Here is a 19,105-nt window from a genome sequence, read left to right as displayed (position 1 = left end):
ATTAAGAACGCGAAAGCATAATTTCTAAACGTGAGCCAACACGCTGTGCTTGATCAGCAATAGCGCCTACCCACTCGAGAATCTTGTACAGGAACATGACATCCACCGGGCTGTGTTGGTCTTCGATGGACATAAGTTGTTGGCGCAATGCAATCTGCATAGAATCAGTATCATCTTCGATAACATCTAGCTGATTGATCATTTCGGCAACAAGCGTCACTTCTCTGCCTTTGAAACCAGTCTCTAATAACTCATCTAATTCGTTGATCACACGACGAGCTTGATCAGCCGCGTCTAAACAACGTTGAACATAAGCAACAAAGTCTGGGTACATGACTGCAGGGATTTTTAGCTTACGACCTAAGACACGACCTGCGATATCTTTAGAGAGGTTTGCTAGTTTATCCTGCTGGGTTAACAGTCCAAGCATGTCAGTACGATCTACTGGCATGAAAAGACCACGAGGAAGCTTTAGACGGATCTCACGCTTAAGCACATCCGCATCTTTTTCAAGTTGCGAGATCTGTTCGCGTAAAACGGCCGCCTTTTCCCAGTCTCCAGCATTACATGCTTCGAAGAACGGGATAAGCAAGTCACAACATTCATTTACGCGAGTAACATGACGTTGTAGCGGTTTGATTGGGGATTTTGCAAAGAGCCCCATAATTGTATTTACTGGCATAGCCGATCAACCTAGAGAGCGCCCTAATAAAGGCTAAATCTTGAGCGATGGTCATTGAAGCGCGCATGTTAACGTATATGTGAGTATAGTGGAACTAATTTTGATCAAGGTTTTATCGATATTTCTGACTTGCCCTTAAGCGCATAAGCAAATATCCTTGGATTGCCACTGTTTATAGGTATAACTATGGAAACCGAGATAGAACTGAAGTTTATCGTCTCACCGGAATTTTCAAGCCAGTTATTAAGCAAAATAACGGAAGCGAAAATTCTGCAGCAGAGTAGTCGAGAATTAGGTAATACTTACTTCGATACGCCAGACCAAATATTGCGTCAAAATGATATTGGCCTTAGGGTTCGTCGTTTTGATGATGTTTCTGTGCAAACATTAAAAACTGCAGGCAGGGTTGTTGCCGGTTTACACCAGCGCCCTGAATATAATGTAGAAATTGATGGTGATGCACCTACTTTGTCATTGCATCCTGCTGATGCATGGCCAGACCATTTTGATGTTGCAGCGGTTCAGCAACAGATCAAACCGTTATTCTCTACCGATTTCACACGCCAACAATGGTTGGTTGCTATGCCTGATGGTAGCCAAATTGAATTGGCCTTCGATCATGGTGAAGTACATGCTAATGGTAAATCATCACCGATTTGCGAAGTGGAATTAGAATTAAAATCGGGTCAAACCGATGCCTTATTTACCCTTGCACGTGAACTTTGTGCTAACGGTGGTATGCGATTAGGTAATCTAAGCAAAGCGGCCCGTGGCTACCGCCTAGCAGCAGATTATCAAGGCGATCCCGTTAAGCCATTAGAGAATGTTGCAACGACAGAGCAAGATACGGTTGAATCAACGTTTATAAAAACGTTAGAACACGCGTTAGAGCATTGGTTATACCATGAGCAAATTTATACTGAGCGCCAAGATCAACAAGCGTTGGTACAAATTTCCCAATCGCTAAGTCTGCTTCGTCAAACCTTTGCAACCTTCGGCGGTATTATCCCTCGTCGAGCGAGTGCGTTATTACGTCAAGAGCTGCAGTGGTTAGAAGGTGAACTGTCATGGCTTGAAGAAGCGAACAGTATTGCTGAGCTAACGGAAGATAAGTCTTATGTACTGCGTAAGCTTAATGCTCGAAAAGCACTTCAGACTCAACTAGAAGCCCGTTATGAGCAATTGCCAGATGGCGAAGACATGTTGCGTCTGATGAACTCTGCTCGTTACTGTGGGTTATTACTTGATTTAAGTCGTTGGATTTTAAGTCGAGGTTGGCAACCATTCCTTGATGATAAAGCGCGCGCTAAGTTATTAGGTGAAGTAAAGCCTTTTGCGGATAACGTATTATCTCGCTCTTGGAGTGAGCTACTCGAAGTTTTTCCAGCAGAGCGTCAATTGACACGTTCTGATTATATTGATCAGAAATCCCGTCTCCAGCGTAATCTGATGTGCGGTTTATCTTTTGCGGAGCTTTATGAACCTGAATTGCGTAAAGTTTTCCGTATGCCTTGGTTTGATTTATTACAAGGTATTGAAGATTTATCGGCACTTGAGCCTATTCGCCAACTGCTAACTTCATTTGAAGGTGAAGATTTATTGCAGATTGAAAAATGGCTACAACGTCAGAATGAATCTCTGATCCATGCAATGGATCAAACGCGAAAGATGAGTATTGAATTAGCGCCATATTGGCCTTAATCAAACTTGCTTTTAAAAGCCCAACTAGGACTGCTTAGTTGGGCTTTTTTGTCTCTGTTGGCTCTTGTTTTCTATCTGTGATAGCTGATCTAACTTGGTTTCTAGGCGCTCTAGCCGAGCAAGTAGCACTTGTTGGTTAGCGAGCATTTCACGCCATTCCTTTCGATGTTCTTTTTCTTGCTGTGCTTTCTCATGTTGAGGATCAGAAATGACGGAGCTGATCAAGCCGGCCACCATACCAAATAAACCTACCCCACAAATAATGATCCCTATCGCGATGATCCGACCAAGTGTTGTAACTGGATAATAATCACCATAGCCAACTGTCGAGATGGTAACAAAGACCCACCATAACGCATCGCCTGCGGTGTGAATATTGGCATTCTCCACCTGACCTTCAACAAATAAGATAGAGGTTGCGCCGATAGTAATGAGTACCGTCAGTAGTAAGAAAATGGATGCTAATGTTGTTTCGCGGCGGTTATTGAGCATTTGGAAGTAAATCTGCTTACTCGATCGGAGTAAACGGAAAACGCGCAGCACTTGAAGTATGCGCATAAAGCGCAAAGGCTCGATGGCTGGAATGCTCGCAATGAAGTCTGGCCAATGCTGCTTTAGATAGGCTGACTTCGAGGAACTTCTTGATAAATCAAAGAGTAATTGGCACCAAAAGATCAGGCAGATGAAAGTATCAATGGCTAAGAATATATGAAAAGTCGGTTCATTTTTATTTAGAAAAAGCGTGGCAGTTACTAAGGCTAGTGATGCTATAGAAAGCACGACAGCCATCAAGCTCATGGGATGTAGCTCATGTTTTTCGTCATCTATTACTTTCATCATTAAGGTCTTTATTGCCTTTGCCGATATAGTGCTATTGAACAAACAATAACAAATTTATTCATATTTTATTGTGTTTTCTCTTTCACATTTTGGCTAGGTATGAGGAAGTGCAATCCGGAGGTAGTACATGGCAATTATGACAGTAACACCATGGGAAAAAGGATTAACCAATATTCGGCTAGTACCCAAACTTATCTTATTGATGGTGTTTAGTACTGTCTTGTTGATTGGTAAGCAGTTATGGGATGCACAAACGTTTTATTCTGCTGTATTACAGGTTCAACAAGATAGAGCGAAAGAGCTTGCTATCTCTCATGCCCACCAATTAAAAGCGATGCTGCAAGCAGGGGTAAACCATGATGCGCTAGCTTCCTCATCTTTGACAACTGCACAAGATGCTTATGTTTATGTGCTAGAACCCAAAACGGGCAAGGTATTTGGTCACCCACAAGCGACAAAACTAACGCAATTAAATGCTGAAACAGAGAGCAATCAGCCGCTATCAACGTTATTGAACAATTTAACCTCGTCTTCTCCAATTACGTTGTCAAAAGGGCGCTTTGAATATGCTGAAGTTTTACCTCAATTAGGTTTGCTTGTTGTGGGGTCACAATCCAGTGATGTTGCAAAGGCTTATTACCATCAATACTTATGGCAAATCGCATGGCAAACCGGGGTGATGATCATTGCTTTTATGGTGTTATTACTTGGCGGGTCGCGTGTGATGTTGCGTCAAATAGACTATTTAAAGCAAAGTATTCAAAAGCTGGCTCAACGTAATTTAGTAGAGCCTATCATTATGGGTTGTAATGATGAGTTCGGTGATTTAGCCCGTGAGTTAGAAAAAACGCGGCTGCAATTACAAGAAGTATTATTGGCTCAACGCGCAGCGGCAAGTGAGCTATCAAGCTTATCGGATATCATGTCTATCAGCATGGTGGAAACCAAATCATCGGCTCAGGAAGAGTTTGCTGAAATAGATCAATTAGCTTCTGCCATGTCTGAAATGACATCAACCGTACAAACTGTCGCAGAGCATGCTCGCCAAGCCTCTGATGCTACGGTTGGTACCTCAGAGCAAGCGACACAAGGACAAGAATTCGTACGTAAAACCATGGGTACAATTGATCAGCTTTCTAATGATATTCGTCAATCAGCAGATGCGGTGAATCAAGTCGAAGAGCGGGTAGAGAAGATTGGTTCAGTGATTGTGACAATTCAAAGTATTTCAGAGCAAACCAACCTACTTGCGTTAAATGCAGCTATTGAAGCAGCACGTGCGGGCGATGCTGGGCGTGGTTTTGCTGTAGTTGCTGATGAAGTACGTAATTTGGCACAGCGAACACAAACCGCAACGGTTGAAATTCAAGATATGATCAGCCAGCTACAGCAAAGTGCGCAACAAGCGGTTGGTTTGATGGAGCAAAGTGTAGAAGAAGCGGCGGAAGGGGTTGATTTAGTCACTAGCGCTGGCGATGAATTAGAAAAGATCGTGGCGCAAGTGCAACTTATTAACGATATGAATTTCCATATTGCATCAGCGGCAGAGCAACAAACCGCGGTTGCTGATGAAATGAACCAGAATCTAACTAATGTGCGAGAGTTGGTGGAAGCCTCGGTTGTTGTGGTCACGGAGCTGGCAGAAACATCTGATACCATGCATCAACATGCCAATGATTTAGAACATAAAATCAAGGCATTTCAAGTGTAGTAAACCGCTGTTAAGTTACTCAATGTTATATAACTTATAAAATTATTACGCCCATCATTTGATGGGCGTTTTTCTATGCTAAGGTAGAACAAATTCTGTCAGGTTACTTGTTCAAGGAAAGCACATGACTGTCGAAACGCCCACTCTTTTTCCGACTATTTCTTCTTTTTCTGCTGTGACGGATGCAGCTGATCTTGCTATAGAAAAACTAGCTGAACACCATCCTGACGTATTGGCTCAATGGCAAGGTCAAGATCGTGAGGAATTACGTTCAATCCTTGGGTTGAGTGACTTTATTTCAGCGTCACTGATCAAGGATCCTGAGTGGTTAAGTTGGATGCTAACCCATCGTCACGAATACGAGCCTGTTTGCTATCGCCAATTGTTAGTTGAGCAATTAGCTAAGATCACTGATGAAGCCGGATTGATGCGTGTTTTAAGACAGTTTCGTCGTCGTCAAATGTGTTTAATTGCTTGGCATGACTTTGCTAACACTGTGCCTTTAGAGCAGAGTTTAGAAGCGTTATCGCAGTTAGCAGAAGCCTTGATCATGGAAGCTTACCATTGGCTATATCGTCAATGTTGTGCTGATTGGGGGACGCCGACGAATGCGCAAGGTGAAGCGCAGCCTATGCTAGTGCTTGGCATGGGAAAACTAGGCGGTGGCGAGCTTAACTTTTCTTCTGATATCGATTTGATCTTTACCTATCCAGAGAATGGTGAAACCCAAGGCGGGCGCCGATCGTTAGCTAATGCACAATTTTTTACTCGATTGGGTCAGAAACTGATTAAAGCGCTCGATCAGCAAACCTTTGATGGTTTCTGTTACCGCGTTGATATGCGTTTACGTCCGTTTGGTGATAGTGGCCCTTTAGTGATGAGTTATGCGGCACTGGAAGATTACTACCAAGAGCAGGGACGTGACTGGGAACGCTATGCGATGATCAAAGCAAGGGTGATGGGGCGTGAGAGCTTTACTCAGTACCAAGAATTGCGTCAGATGCTGCGTCCCTTTGTGTTCCGTCGCTATATCGACTTTAGTGCAGTGCAAGCTTTGCGTCGAATGAAAGCGATGATCAGTAGTGAAGTTAGACGTCGTGGACTTAGTAATAACATTAAACTGGGGGCGGGCGGCATTCGTGAAGTGGAGTTTATTGCTCAGTCGTTCCAGTTGATCCGTGGTGGACGTGAACCTAGCTTGCGTGGACGAGGTCTGCTACCGACGCTTACGGCTATTCGAGAGCTTGAATTATTGTCACAGCAAGAAGTGACAGCATTGGAGCAAGGTTACTGTTTCTTACGTCGTTTAGAGAACTTGCTACAAGCTATTGATGATAAACAAACGCAGACGTTGCCAGAGAAAGTGCTTGATCAAGAACGCTTAGCTTGTGCGATGGGGTATCAAGATTGGGCTGCATTACTTGATGCAGTTGATCACCATATGCGTGAAATTCATCAAGTATTCGAGCTGATCATTGGTGCAGATGAGCAAGATGAACAAGTCGAAGTAGATGCGCAATACCATGAATTATGGGCAATGGTACTTAATTATGAAGTATCAGTGGCTATTTTATCTGAGCTAAATACAGCAGCATCCGTTGAATTAGCCGAGCATTTAATTGGTTTTAAGGCGGAATTGTCGAAGCGTACGTTAGGCCCTCGTGGACGTGAAGTCATGGCACGCTTGATGCCGGAAGTGTTATCGCAAGTGGTTACCCGTGATGATGCAATTCAGTTATTGCCGCGTTTAACTAAACTGATCATCCGTATTGCTACTCGTACTACGTATTTAGAGTTATTAGTTGAACACCCTGCGGCGTTAAAACAGCTGATCCGTTTGTGCGCAGCAAGTCCTATGGTTGCCGATCAATTAGCGCAATATCCATTACTGTTAGATGAATTACTCGATCCTCAGCATTTGTATAAGCCAACCGAGCTGACTTGTTACGAAGATGAATTACGTGAGTATCTCGCTCGTATTCCAGAAGAGGATATGGAGCAGCAGATGGAAGCGATCCGTCAGTTCAAGCAAATCCAGTTATTACGCATTGCAGCCGCTGATATTGCTGGTGTATTGCCAGTAATGAAAGTGAGCGATCACTTAACTTATTTAGCAGAAGCGATTATTGCTGCTGTCGTCAATCAAGCTTGGTTACAAATGGCTGAAAAATATGGTGAGCCGAGCCATTTAGTTGATCGTGATGGCAAAGGCTTTGGCGTTGTTGGTTACGGTAAAGTTGGCGGTTGGGAGTTAGGTTATGGTTCAGATCTGGATCTGGTGTTTATGCATGATTGCCCTGATAACATTTATACCAATGGTCGTAAGGAAATCGATGGACGTCAATTTTACTTACGCTTAGCCCAACGCATCATTCATTTGTTCTCTACTCGCACCGCATCAGGCGTGTTGTATGAGGTTGATATGCGATTGCGTCCATCTGGTGCATCGGGCTTACTTGTCAGCACTGTGAGTGCATTTGCTGATTATCAGCAGCAAGAAGCATGGACATGGGAGCACCAAGCGTTAGTTCGTGCGCGTATGGTTTATGGTGATATGCCATTAAAACAAGCGTTTGAAGCCGTACGTTTACAGGTGTTATCAGCATCTCGTGATTCAGAGAAACTGGCGATAGCGGTTGCTGAGATGCGAGTCAAGATGCGTGAGCACTTAGGTCAGAAAAAAACAGAGATGTTTGGTTTAAAACAAGACAAAGGCGGAATTACAGATATTGAGTTTATCGCACAGTATTTAGTGCTGGCTCATGCTGCGGATAAGCCAGAGGTGACTCGTTGGTCAGACAATATTCGTATTTTCTCATCCATGGCGCAGTGTGAGTTGTTGTCAGCGGAAGATGCCAAACTATTGCAACAGGCATATTGTGAGATGCGAGATGAAATTCATAAGCTGAATCTATTAGGGCTAGATGCTTATGTACCTGAAACACAATTTGCTGATTTACGTCAAAACGTCAGTGATATTTGGCAAAAGCTCTTAATCTCACCCAATAGTGATGATAATTAACGGAATAACATAGTCCTGATGCATCTTAATTTTGGTTTATGCTAGTATTTGAGCGTTTTCACATTCCCGGAGAAAAAAATGAAACTGACCCTTCCTGATTATAACCAAGCAGGTGTGTTGATTGTTGGTGATGTCATGTTAGATCGTTACTGGACAGGACCAACAGGTCGTATTTCACCAGAAGCACCTGTACCTGTTGTAAAGGTTGATCAGATAGAAGAACGCCCGGGCGGTGCAGCTAACGTTGCAATGAATATTGCAGCCTTGGGTGGTCACGCTAAATTGGTAGGTTTAACCGGTATTGATGAGCCAGCAAAAGCGTTAACGGAAAAACTGTCATCACTGAATGTTTTTTGTGATTTTGTGTCGCTTCCAGAATACCCAACGATTACTAAGCTACGTGTGATGAGTCGTGGTCAGCAGTTGATCCGTTTAGACTTTGAAGAGGGTTTCCATAACGTTGATCCTGCGCCAATGTTAGCGCGTATGAAGCAGTCACTGGCAGATGTGAAAGCAGTGATTTTATCGGATTATGCAAAAGGCGCGTTAGAGCATGTACAAAGCATGATCCAATTAGCACGTGAAGCTAACGTACCTGTTTTAATCGATCCGAAAGGTTCTGATTTTGAACGTTACCGTGGTGCCACCTTATTAACTCCAAATTTATCTGAATTTGAAGCGGTGGTGGGTAAAGTAACATCAGATGAAGATTTAGTTGAGAAAGGCCTAAGCCTGATTGATAAATTTGATTTTGATGCGCTGTTAGTGACTCGCTCAGAGCACGGTATGACGTTACTACAAAAAGGCCAAGAGCCACTACACATGCCAACGCAGGCACAAGAAGTGTATGACGTAACAGGTGCGGGTGATACGGTAATTTCTGTGCTCGCCGCTTCTCTAGCTGCAGGTAAATCGTTATCTGATTGTTGTAAGTTAGCGAATGCAGCAGCTGGTGTTGTAGTGGGTAAACTAGGTACATCTACACTATCTACGATTGAGCTAACCAATGCGATCCATGGTAGTCAAGACAGCGGCTATGGTGTGATTTCTGAGCCTCAGTTAATTCAAGCGGTAAAAGCGGCACGTGCTCGTGGTGAAACAGTGGTCATGACGAACGGTTGTTTTGATATTTTGCATGCTGGGCATGTAGCATATTTAACTGAAGCGGCGAAATTAGGCGATCGTTTAATTGTCGCTGTGAACTCTGATAGTTCGGTGAAAGAGTTAAAAGGTCCTGGTCGTCCAGTAAACCCAGAAGATCGTCGTATGGCTGTGTTAGCAGGTCTTGGTGCGGTTGATTGGGTAGTACCATTTACCGAGCAAACCCCACAACGTTTGATCAGTGAAGTGCTACCAAGCATTCTTGTTAAAGGTGGTGATTATAAGCCTGAAGACATTGCTGGTGGTAAAGAAGTGATTGCTGCGGGTGGTCAAGTACTGGTGCTGAACTTTGAAGATGGTTGCTCAACCACTAAAATTATTGAAGCGATCCGTGGTGGACGTGGTTAATACGTTGATCATGATTGCTTAGTAGCAAAACCGCAGATAATAAAAAAGCGCCGAGAGGCGCTTTTTTGTTTTTGGTGTTGGTTAAACAAAGTATTAGTTTTGTACTAAGCCTTTGTTGATATCAACGATATCTTGCTCACTTAGTGTACCTACTGCTTGTTTTAGCTGTAGTTGAGCAAGAATGTAATCATAACGTGCATTCGCTAATTGGCTATTTGCTTGGTATAGACGACGAGTTGAGTCTAATACGTCAACAATGGTACGTGTACCTACATCGAAACCGGCTTCTGTTGCTTCTAATGCAGATTTTGCAGAAATCACAGACTGTTGGTAAGCGTGAATAGCACCAATTTGTGCATTGATGTTGTTGTAGTAGTTACGTACATCTTTTACCACTGTACGGTATTCACCTTCCAGTGATTCACTGGCTGCAACATAGCCATATTGTGCCTGTTTAACTTTTGATGTGGTGTTACCGCCACTGTAAACAGGTAGCTCCATCTTAATACCGGCAGTTAGTGCGCCTTCATCCGGCATGCCTGGTGCTTTAGTGGTATCGTTGTAGCTGTAGCCAGTCGTGAACGATAATGTTGGTAAGTGACCTGAGTCTGCTAGTGAAATGTTTTCACGCGCAATATCTTGACCAATGCGAGAAGCTAATAGGGTTAGGTTCTCTGTTTGTGCTGTTTTCACTAAAGAATCTGCAGATTGTGGTAATTTACTTGCTGCAAATGTCTTGGTGTTCAAAGTGTCAATTGATGTGTAATCTTGACCTGTGATTTCACGTAGTGCTTCGTAGCTATTTGCCACTTCATTTTGTTTGATGATTACATTAGCCAATACGCTATCGTATTGTGCTTGTGCATCATGAACGTCAGTAATAGCAGATAGACCCACTTCAAAGCGTTGTTTTACTTGCTCTAATTGACGACCTACCGCTGCTTTTTCAGCTTCAACGAATTTTAAGTCATCTTTTGCTTTTAGCACATTAAAGTAAGCTTCTGAAACGCGAAGGATCAAACCTTGTTGTTGTACTGCATAAACAGCATCACTTTGGCGTGCTTGCTTTTCTGAAATATCTAAGCCAACCCAACTAGCACGGTTATATAGTGATTGAGTTAGACCAATACCAGCATTGAAACCATTTTTGCTGGCATTTTTCGCATCTAAATGGAAAGTATCGTAACCCGCAGTTAAATTAATTTGTGGTAGTAGCGCACTGCGAGAAGAGTTAATTGCTTCAAACGCCGCATCTTTATCTGCCGCAGCTTTAAGCAGTTGTGGATCATTTTGTTTCGCTTGCTGATAAATCTGTGCGAGATCCTCGGCTAGCGCTGATTGACTGAGTGAGCCAAATGCAAGGCTAATAACGATTGGAAGCAATTTTTTCATGGATGCCTTTCCTGGTCTTGCTGACAAAAATGGAAGCTAAATATAAAAGTACAAGGTGTAGTTTACCTTAACGAGCCTTGCTTGAAACTGATCATTGCAAATATTTACGTAAATAAAACGGTTTATTTTTCATTTATGCTGCTTGTGAATTATACAATACACGATGAGGCTTAAAAAAAGGTGTAAGATTTATCAAATTTGTTGAAGTAAATCATTGCTGATAAGGCAATTGAATGAAAAGATAGTCAATCTTCTCTGCTTTTTTAGGCTGTAAGTTAATTATTGCGACTTGGCGCACTGAATTTATTTAGGGAAACATCATGTCTCAGCACTTAGAAAAACCGCAATCATTCGGTATGGAAGATGTCGATATCGTTGCCAAAGAAACGGTTTATCAAGGTTTCTTTAAAATGGTGAAATACCGTTTTCGCCATAAGCTTTTTGCAGGTGGTTGGAGCGGTGAGGTAAGTCGTGAAATGTTTGAGCGTGGACATGCAGCAGCATTGTTGCCTTATGATCCTATTACTGATGAAGTGGTATTAATTGAGCAATTTCGTATTGGCGCAATGGCAGCTGATTGTGCACCTTGGCAGTTAGAAATTGTTGCAGGCATGATCGATCACCAAGACGAATCGGCCGAAGATGTCGTAAAGCGCGAAGCAGTGGAAGAAGCTGGCTTAACGGTTTCAGCAATAGAAAAAGTCACACGTTACTTATCAAGTTCTGGTGGCTGCTCTGAAATGCTCGATATTTTTGTTGGAACCGTGGATAGCACGCAAGCGAGTGGTATTCATGGCCTAGCTGAAGAGAGTGAAGATATTCGAGTGCACGTAGTATCGCGTGAACAAGCCTATGAGTGGGTAGAATCTGGTAAAATTGAAAATGCAGCCACTATTATTGCATTACAATGGTTACAGCTTCATTATTCACGCCTGCAAAAATAGGCAAACAAAAGGTCGTAATGACCTAAAGGATTTTATCTTTGAACTCTCGGTATTCTGTTGATTTATCAAGCTTGATGCGCTTGTATGAAACCAATTATGCTAAGTTGCTCCCGTTATTACCGCGTAGTGATACGGTGGGGGATGAAAGGTTTTATCGAGTGTGTGATGATGTGTATTGCCTAAAAATCATTGAATCAACACGCTATACCACGATGATTTCTCTTGAGTTACAAGGGGAGCAATCTGTTGCTGATTATCTTTCTCCTTCGTTAACGATCAGGCTTTATCATGATGCTAAAGTCGCAGAAGTGTGTTCTGCGCAGCAGATTTCTCGATTAAAGCCAATATATGATTATCCTAACTTGCGTATGCATCAGAAAGATGAGAAACATCAAGTAAATCGTTTTTTAGGCGATTGGTTGAACCATTGTTTACGCCATGGGATCAGTAACCAATCTGTTTGCTAATTATATTTGATTGATTTAAAGACAAGGTTTTTGACGTTTTGCAGACTTATTTGCTGCCTCAGTTGAACCCTGAAAGTGTGGTTCTTCTTCAAATTACAGATACCCATTTGTTTGCCAATGAATCAGGTGCATTACTTGGTGTGGCAACGCAAAAGAGTTTTCATGCCGTGTTAGATGCGGTAGATACGGTTGCACGTGAATTTGATGCCATTGTTGCAACGGGTGATATTTCTCAAGATCATACGCCTGAATCTTATCAAGAATTTGCCACGGGCATTGCTCGCTGGTCACAGCCTTGTTTTTGGTTACCGGGCAATCATGATTACCAGCCAACTATGGCATCTGTTTTACCATCAGAACAGATTAAGCCTTGTGAACAAGTCTTAGTGGGCGAACATTGGCAAATGATCCTATTGGATAGCCAAGTGGTTGGTGTTCCGCACGGTCAATTATCTCAAGCGCAATTATCGCTCCTTGATAACGCGTTATCGCAATACCCAGAACGTCATGCATTAGTGCTATTGCATCATCATCCGTTACCTGCGGGCAGTGCATGGCTCGATCAGCATCAATTACACAATAATGATACATTATGGGAAGTGATTGAAAAGCATCCTCAGGTTAAAGCGATCCTTTGTGGGCATATTCACCAAGAGCTCGATCGTATGTATCGTGGGGTACGAGTACTTGCGACGCCATCAACGTGTATTCAATTTCTGCCAGACTCAGATGATTTTGCGTTAGACCAAGAAAATCCAGGTTGGCGTTATTTAGAATTAACGTCGACAGGCGACGTTATCACTCATGTTCACCGCCTTGACGGTGATCAGTTTAAACCTACCTTTGATGCCGCAGGTTATTAATGCAATCGGTTCTTGTTTATCTTCATGGCTTTAATAGCTCGCCACAATCATTAAAAGCCTTACAAATGGCAGAGTATTGTGCTGCACATCGTCCTGATATTCAGCTCGTGATGCCGCAACTGCCAAGCTATCCTAATGATGCTGCTGAGTATTTAACGCAGCTTATGGAGAGCTTAAAAGATGGCGATAACAAGATTGGTTTAGTGGGGAGTTCACTCGGTGGATACTTGTGTACATGGCTGAGTGAGCGATTTGATGTGCCAGCAGTACTGGTGAACCCTGCCGTTAAACCTTATGAGTTGTTGGCTGATTATCTAGGATCTCAGCAAAACCCATACAGTGGTGAAGAGTATGTGCTAGTGCCAGAGCACATGGCACAACTGCAGCAACTTGATGTCGAAACGATCACCGATCCAGAACGCTTGTGGGTATTGCTGCAAGAAGCCGATGAAGTGCTAGATTATCGCCAAGCTGTCACCAAATACGCACAATCTAAGCTCACTATTGAGCCGAATGGCGATCATAGTTTCGTTAATTTTGAACGATTTCCTGCTGCCATCATCCAATTCTTAGATTTATAACAGCGGCAATAATGCCATGTTTAGCATTCGCTAGCAGAGGAGAGTCACTATATACTCTCTATCATTGTTTGTATTTCTAAAACATATTCACCCTGATGTGCTTATTGATAAGCGCGTCAGAACTCACAGTCGTGAGCCTTAATGTTTCCCAGAACTTGACATATAAGGCTGGGTTACTGACTATTATTTTCAAAATTTTCCCGTAAATTTCAGTGATATGACAGATCAAAGCTATAACGCTGGAGCCATTGAGGTTCTTAATGGCCTTGAGCCAGTACGCCGCCGTCCCGGTATGTATACCGACACGGCGAGACCTAACCATTTAGGTCAAGAAGTTATCGATAACAGTGTCGATGAAGCATTGGCTGGACATGCCCGTAAAGTTGAAGTGATCCTACATGCCGATCAATCGTTAGAAGTTGTCGATGATGGTCGTGGTATGCCTGTTGATATTCACCCTGAAGAGGGGGTATCAGGGGTTGAGCTGATCTTATGTAAGCTACACGCCGGTGGTAAATTCTCTGGTAAAAACTACCAATTCTCAGGTGGTCTACACGGTGTTGGTATCTCGGTTGTAAACGCCCTTTCTAAGCGTGTTGAAGTCACAGTAAAACGTGATGGTCAGATTTATCAAATTGCCTTTGAAAATGGCGATAAAGTGTCTGAACTTGAAGTCATTGGTACTTGTGGTCGTCGTGCGAAAGGTACTCGTGTTCATTTCTGGCCGGATGCGAAATACTTCGATAGCGCAAAATTCTCAGTCTCTCGCCTTAAGAGCAATCTTAAAGCTAAGGCAGTACTATGCCCGGGTTTAGAGATTGTTTTCACTAATAAGATCACTGATGAAACTATTCGTTGGTGCTATGAAGATGGCCTGAAAGATTACCTTGCGGAAGGTGTTAAAGGTTATACCTTACTGCCAGAAGAGCCATTTACAGGCGTATTTAGCGCACAAACGGAAGCGGCTGACTGGGCACTATTGTGGCTACCTGAAGGTGGTGAACTGATCACTGAAAGTTACGTTAACCTTATTCCTACTGCCCAAGGTGGTACCCACGTTAATGGTCTGCGTCAGGGCTTGCTTGATGCGATGCGTGAATTCTGTGAATTCCGCAATTTATTACCACGTGGTGTAAAGCTAACTGCGGATGATATCTGGGATCGCTGTGCTTACGTACTATCAGTAAAAATCCAAGATCCGCAATTTGCAGGTCAAACCAAAGAGCGTTTATCGTCACGTCAATGTGCTGCATTTGTTTCAGGTGTGGTGAAAGATGCCTTTAGTCTATGGTTAAACGAGCGCCCACAACTGGCTGAACAACTGGCAGAAGTGTGTATTGCTAATGCCCATCGTCGTATGCGAGCTAGCAAAAAGGTTGTCCGTAAGAAGATCGCTTCAGGCCCAGCATTGCCAGGTAAATTGGCTGACTGTTCACAACAAGATCTCAACCGCACCGAATTATTCCTAGTAGAGGGTGACTCGGCAGGTGGTTCTGCGAAACAAGCACGTGATCGTATGTATCAAGCGATCATGCCACTTCGCGGTAAGATCCTAAACACATGGGAAGTGTCAGCAGATCAGGTACTGGCATCACAAGAAGTCCATGATATTTCGGTAGCGTTAGGTATTGATCCGGATAGCGATGATTTAAGCGGCTTACGTTACGGTAAGATCTGTGTGCTTGCCGATGCGGACTCCGATGGTCTTCATATCGCAACCCTACTTTGTGCGCTATTTATGAAGCACTTTGAAGCGCTAGTACGTGCCGGTCACGTGTTTATTGCAATGCCGCCACTGTACCGTATCGACTTGGGTAAAGAAGTGTACTACGCCCTTGATGAAGCTGAGAAAAACGGCATTTTAGATCGCTTAAAAGGCAAACGTGGCAAAGTGAACGTACAGCGATTTAAAGGTCTGGGTGAGATGAACCCATTGCAGCTGCGTGAAACGACCATGGATCCAAACACTCGCCGCTTAGTCCAGCTGACCATTGATGATGACAGTGAAACGAACGAAATGATGGATATGCTTTTAGGTAAAAAGCGTGCCGAAGATCGTCGTCATTGGTTACAAAGCAAAGGCGATATGGCTGAAGTATAAGCAGCTTTTTCTACTCTATTTCATCCGCAGGCGATGGCTTGCGGATAAGCAAAATTAAAGACGGATTATCTTACGATGACAGATGTCTCAATGGATGGCGTTGAACAGCTTCCACTAAGGAAGTTTACTGAAGACGCTTATTTAAATTACTCCATGTACGTGATCATGGATCGTGCCTTGCCGTTTATCGGTGATGGTTTAAAACCAGTACAACGTCGTATTGTTTATGCGATGTCAGAACTGGGTTTAAGTGCGACAGCAAAATATAAAAAATCTGCTCGTACCGTCGGTGACGTATTAGGTAAATACCACCCACACGGTGATTCAGCTTGTTACGAAGCCATGGTATTGATGGCGCAGCCGTTCTCTTACCGTTACCCACTGGTTGACGGTCAAGGTAACTGGGGTGCTCCTGATGATCCGAAATCATTTGCAGCGATGCGTTATACCGAGTCACGCTTGTCTCGTTTTTCTGAAGTGCTGCTTTCTGAGCTAGGTCAAGGTACGGCTGATTGGGTACCGAACTTTGACGGTACCATGCAAGAACCAAAGATGTTGCCAGCACGTCTGCCGCATATTTTGCTTAATGGCGTGACAGGTATTGCCGTTGGTATGGCGACAGATATCCCACCGCATAATGCCCGTGAAGTGGCAAATGCGGCAGTACATATGATTGACAATCCAAAAGCGGATCTTGATGCGCTGATGGAGTTTGTTCAAGGTCCTGATTACCCAACAGAAGCAGAAATCATTACTTCGAAAGCGGACTTGAAGAAAGTCTACAAGAGCGGTCGTGGTAGCATTAAGATGCGTGCAGTTTGGCATAAAGAGAACGGTGATATTGTTATCACTGCGCTGCCACACCAAACATCTGGTGCGAAATTACTTGAGCAAATCGCCAGCCAAATGCGTGCGAAGAAATTGCCAATGGTGGAAGATCTTCGTGATGAATCTGATCATGAAAATCCCACTCGTATCGTGATTGTGCCACGCTCTAACCGTATTGATTGCGAGCAGTTGATGAATCACCTGTTTGCTTCAACAGATTTAGAAAAGAGCTTCCGTGCCAACCTGAACATGCTTGGTCTTGATGGTCGTCCGCAAGTAAAAGGGTTAGTACAAATCATTGCTGAATGGTTAGAGTACCGTCGTACTACTGTGCGTCGTCGTCTGCAATACCGTTTAGATAAAGTGATTGCTCGCTTACATATCTTAGAAGGTTTACTAGCAGCATACTTAAACATTGATGAAGTGATTGAAATCATCCGTAGTGAAGATGATCCAAAAGCCGAGTTAATGTCACGTTTTGATTTATCTGCGATTCAAGCTGATGCGATTTTAGAAATCAAACTGCGTCAGTTAGCGAAACTGGAAGAGATCAAGATCCGTGGTGAGCAAGACGAACTTTCTAAAGAGCGTGAGCAGCTAGAGAAGCTATTAGGCTCTGAGCGTCGTCTAAATACCCTGATCAAAAAAGAAATTCTATCAGATGCTGAAAAGTACGGTGATGCGCGTCGTTCACCGCTTGTTGAGCGTGAAGAAGCAAAAGCACTGACTGAGCGTGATTTAATCCCAAGTGAAGCGATCACTGTTGTACTGTCTGACAAAGGCTGGATCCGCCATGCGAAAGGTCATGAGGTTGATCCAACCACGTTAAGCTACAAGTCTGGTGATAACTATCTTGCACATGCTCGAGGTAAGAGTAATCAGCCAGCTATTTTCCTAGGATCTGATGGTCGAAGCTATGCGTTAGAATCTCATAGTTTACCGTCAGCACGTAGCCAAGGTGAGCCAATTACAGGTCGCTTGAACTTAACACCGGGCACAAATATGCGCCAAGTGTTGATGGCAGAAGATGATCAACTATGGTTAATGGCATCGGATGCAGGTTACGGCTTCATCTGTAAGAGTACGGATATGGTATCGAAGAATAAGAGCGGTAAAGCCTTATTAACTGTACCTGAAAATGCTGCCGTATTACCGCCTCAGCCTGTTGATAATATTGATAACGACGAGATCTTAGCGATCACTAATGAAGGTCGTATGTTATTGTTCCCAATTAAAGATTTACCACAGCTGGGTAAAGGTAAGGGTAACAAGATCATCAATATTCCATCGGCACGTGCCAAAGCTCGAGAAGAGTTCTTGTCTTATCTTGCGGTGATTGGTGCAGATACCCATGTCACATTGCATGCAGGTAAGCGTAAGCTGTGCTTAAAACCTGCGGATTTAGATAACTTCCGTGGTGAGCGTGGTCGTCGTGGTTCAATGTTACCGCGTGGCTTACAACGTGTAACACGTATGGAAATTGACTCACCGAAAGACGCTAGTTCTGATTCAGATACTGACGCTTAAAGATTGCGTTTATGAATATATAAAGCCCTCTTATGAGGGCTTTTTTTGTGTTATTTATCCCTGTTTTTACCATTAACATTATTGTAATTAATGGGTAAAGCGTACACATAAAGCGTGTATTTTCTCTTATGCTGAGTATACTAGCGAACGCTTGTACGCTGAGGAGAGCTAAAATGATTTTTCTATTGCGGATTTTTGCTGTCGCAATTTTTGCCATCGTAATGTTTATCGGTGGCTGTGGTTACTGTTTATTAAGCCCACGTAACCCTAAACACGTTTATACGTTTGGACGCTTATTTAGCAAGATGTCACGCGTACTTGGGATCAAATTAGAGATCCGTTACGCCGATGATGCAGCTGAAGAACTAGGCTCTGCGGTATACATTGCTAACCATCAGAATAACTACGACTTATTCACAGTATCTGGTGCAATCATGCCACGTACCGTGACGGTAGGTAAAAAAAGCCTTGTGTGGATCCCTTTATTTGGTCAGCTATATTGGATCACAGGTAACATCTTAATTGATCGTGCTAATCGCAGTAAGGCTGTGAGCACCATTAGCCAAGTGGTTGAGAAGATCAAACAAAATAAAGTATCAGTGTGGATGTTCCCTGAAGGTACACGCTCGCGTGGTCGTGGCTTACTGCCATTTAAAACGGGTGCTTTCCATGCTGCTATCGGTGCCAATGTTCCTGTTGTGCCTATCGTTTGTAGCTCTACAGATAATGTTAGCTTAAATCGTTGGGACAATGGTGTAGTGATCGTTGAAGTAATGAAGCCTGTTTCAACAGATGGCTTAAGCAAAGATGATGTTCGCAGCTTATCAACTCGTTGTCATGATTTAATGGCAGAGAAGCTAGCCGAGCTAAATGCTGAAGCGAATGAGCGTAACAAGCACTAAAATATAATATTAGAGAACACCAAGTTTTAATGAAC

Annotated in this window: 14 protein-coding genes; 11 read left to right on the top strand and 3 right to left on the bottom strand. The window is 43.3% G+C overall.

What is annotated here, in order from left to right; translation table 11 throughout:
• Window position 1: 1 nt before the first annotated feature.
• Entirely contained in the window at window positions 2-682 is a 681-nt protein-coding gene (locus tag Q7657_RS06740; RefSeq protein ID WP_053987212.1) for a TIGR00153 family protein, read from the bottom strand.
• 186 nt (window positions 683-868) lie between these two features.
• On the opposite strand from Q7657_RS06740, the gene Q7657_RS06735 reads away from it, so the two are divergent.
• Window positions 869-2,383 carry a CYTH and CHAD domain-containing protein gene (locus tag Q7657_RS06735; RefSeq protein ID WP_053987211.1) on the top strand — a complete coding sequence of 505 codons (1,515 nt, stop codon included), beginning with the start codon at window positions 869-871 and terminating at the stop codon, window positions 2,381-2,383.
• A gap of 24 nt (window positions 2,384-2,407) precedes the next feature.
• Here Q7657_RS06735 and Q7657_RS06730 read toward each other — a convergent pair whose 3' ends face one another.
• The gene (locus Q7657_RS06730) at window positions 2,408-3,220 is read right to left on the bottom strand and encodes an ion transporter (RefSeq protein ID WP_107167075.1); all 813 of its coding nucleotides are present in this window, start codon (window positions 3,218-3,220) and stop codon (window positions 2,408-2,410) included.
• Window positions 3,221-3,350: 130 nt separating this feature from the next.
• On the opposite strand from Q7657_RS06730, the gene Q7657_RS06725 reads away from it, so the two are divergent.
• The 3 genes from Q7657_RS06725 (at window position 3,351) to hldE (ending at window position 9,465) form a co-directional block, all read left to right on the top strand.
• Entirely contained in the window at window positions 3,351-4,934 is a 1,584-nt protein-coding gene (locus tag Q7657_RS06725; protein WP_107167037.1) for a methyl-accepting chemotaxis protein, read from the top strand.
• 124 nt (window positions 4,935-5,058) lie between these two features.
• Window positions 5,059-7,956, top strand: coding sequence for a bifunctional [glutamate--ammonia ligase]-adenylyl-L-tyrosine phosphorylase/[glutamate--ammonia-ligase] adenylyltransferase (gene glnE / locus Q7657_RS06720; protein ID WP_107167036.1), 2,898 nt, complete (start codon window positions 5,059-5,061; stop codon window positions 7,954-7,956).
• A 78-nt stretch (window positions 7,957-8,034) separates the two neighbouring features.
• Complete coding sequence (hldE, locus tag Q7657_RS06715; protein WP_107167035.1) at window positions 8,035-9,465, top strand: bifunctional D-glycero-beta-D-manno-heptose-7-phosphate kinase/D-glycero-beta-D-manno-heptose 1-phosphate adenylyltransferase HldE; 1,431 nt, start codon at window positions 8,035-8,037, stop codon at window positions 9,463-9,465.
• A gap of 93 nt (window positions 9,466-9,558) precedes the next feature.
• Here the strand turns inward: hldE and tolC are convergent, their stop codons facing one another.
• Complete coding sequence (tolC, locus tag Q7657_RS06710; protein ID WP_107167034.1) at window positions 9,559-10,857, bottom strand: outer membrane channel protein TolC; 1,299 nt, start codon at window positions 10,855-10,857, stop codon at window positions 9,559-9,561.
• Between the two features lie 320 nt (window positions 10,858-11,177).
• Here tolC and nudF point away from each other — a divergent pair, with 320 nt between their 5' ends.
• The 7 genes from nudF (at window position 11,178) to Q7657_RS06675 (ending at window position 19,070) form a co-directional block, all read left to right on the top strand.
• Complete coding sequence (nudF, locus tag Q7657_RS06705; protein WP_107167033.1) at window positions 11,178-11,801, top strand: ADP-ribose diphosphatase; 624 nt, start codon at window positions 11,178-11,180, stop codon at window positions 11,799-11,801.
• Between the two features lie 38 nt (window positions 11,802-11,839).
• Window positions 11,840-12,268, top strand: a complete 429-nt coding sequence (locus Q7657_RS06700) for a DUF1249 family protein (RefSeq protein ID WP_107167032.1) — start codon at window positions 11,840-11,842, stop codon at window positions 12,266-12,268.
• Window positions 12,269-12,306: 38 nt separating this feature from the next.
• On the top strand, window positions 12,307-13,131 hold the full coding sequence (cpdA, locus tag Q7657_RS06695) for a 3',5'-cyclic-AMP phosphodiesterase (protein ID WP_107167031.1): 825 nt from the start codon (window positions 12,307-12,309) through the stop codon (window positions 13,129-13,131).
• Window positions 13,131-13,712: an esterase YqiA gene (yqiA, locus tag Q7657_RS06690; RefSeq protein WP_107167030.1), complete on the top strand. Its 582-nt coding sequence runs from the start codon at window positions 13,131-13,133 to the stop codon at window positions 13,710-13,712. Before cpdA ends, yqiA begins: the two co-directional genes overlap by 1 nt.
• A 217-nt stretch (window positions 13,713-13,929) precedes the next feature.
• Window positions 13,930-15,813, top strand: coding sequence for a DNA topoisomerase IV subunit B (gene parE / locus Q7657_RS06685; RefSeq protein WP_107167029.1), 1,884 nt, complete (start codon window positions 13,930-13,932; stop codon window positions 15,811-15,813).
• Window positions 15,814-15,888: 75 nt separating this feature from the next.
• Entirely contained in the window at window positions 15,889-18,168 is a 2,280-nt protein-coding gene (gene parC, locus Q7657_RS06680; protein ID WP_107167028.1) for a DNA topoisomerase IV subunit A, read from the top strand.
• A gap of 173 nt (window positions 18,169-18,341) precedes the next feature.
• Window positions 18,342-19,070 (top strand): 1-acylglycerol-3-phosphate O-acyltransferase, encoded by a 729-nt coding sequence (locus Q7657_RS06675; RefSeq protein WP_107167027.1) that lies wholly within the window; start codon window positions 18,342-18,344, stop codon window positions 19,068-19,070.
• Window positions 19,071-19,105 lie beyond the last annotated feature (35 nt).

The organism is Candidatus Photobacterium acropomis (assembly GCF_030685555.1).
GTDB lineage: Bacteria > Pseudomonadota > Gammaproteobacteria > Enterobacterales > Vibrionaceae > Photobacterium > Photobacterium lucens.
This window is presented reverse-complemented; position numbering and strand designations above follow the sequence as displayed.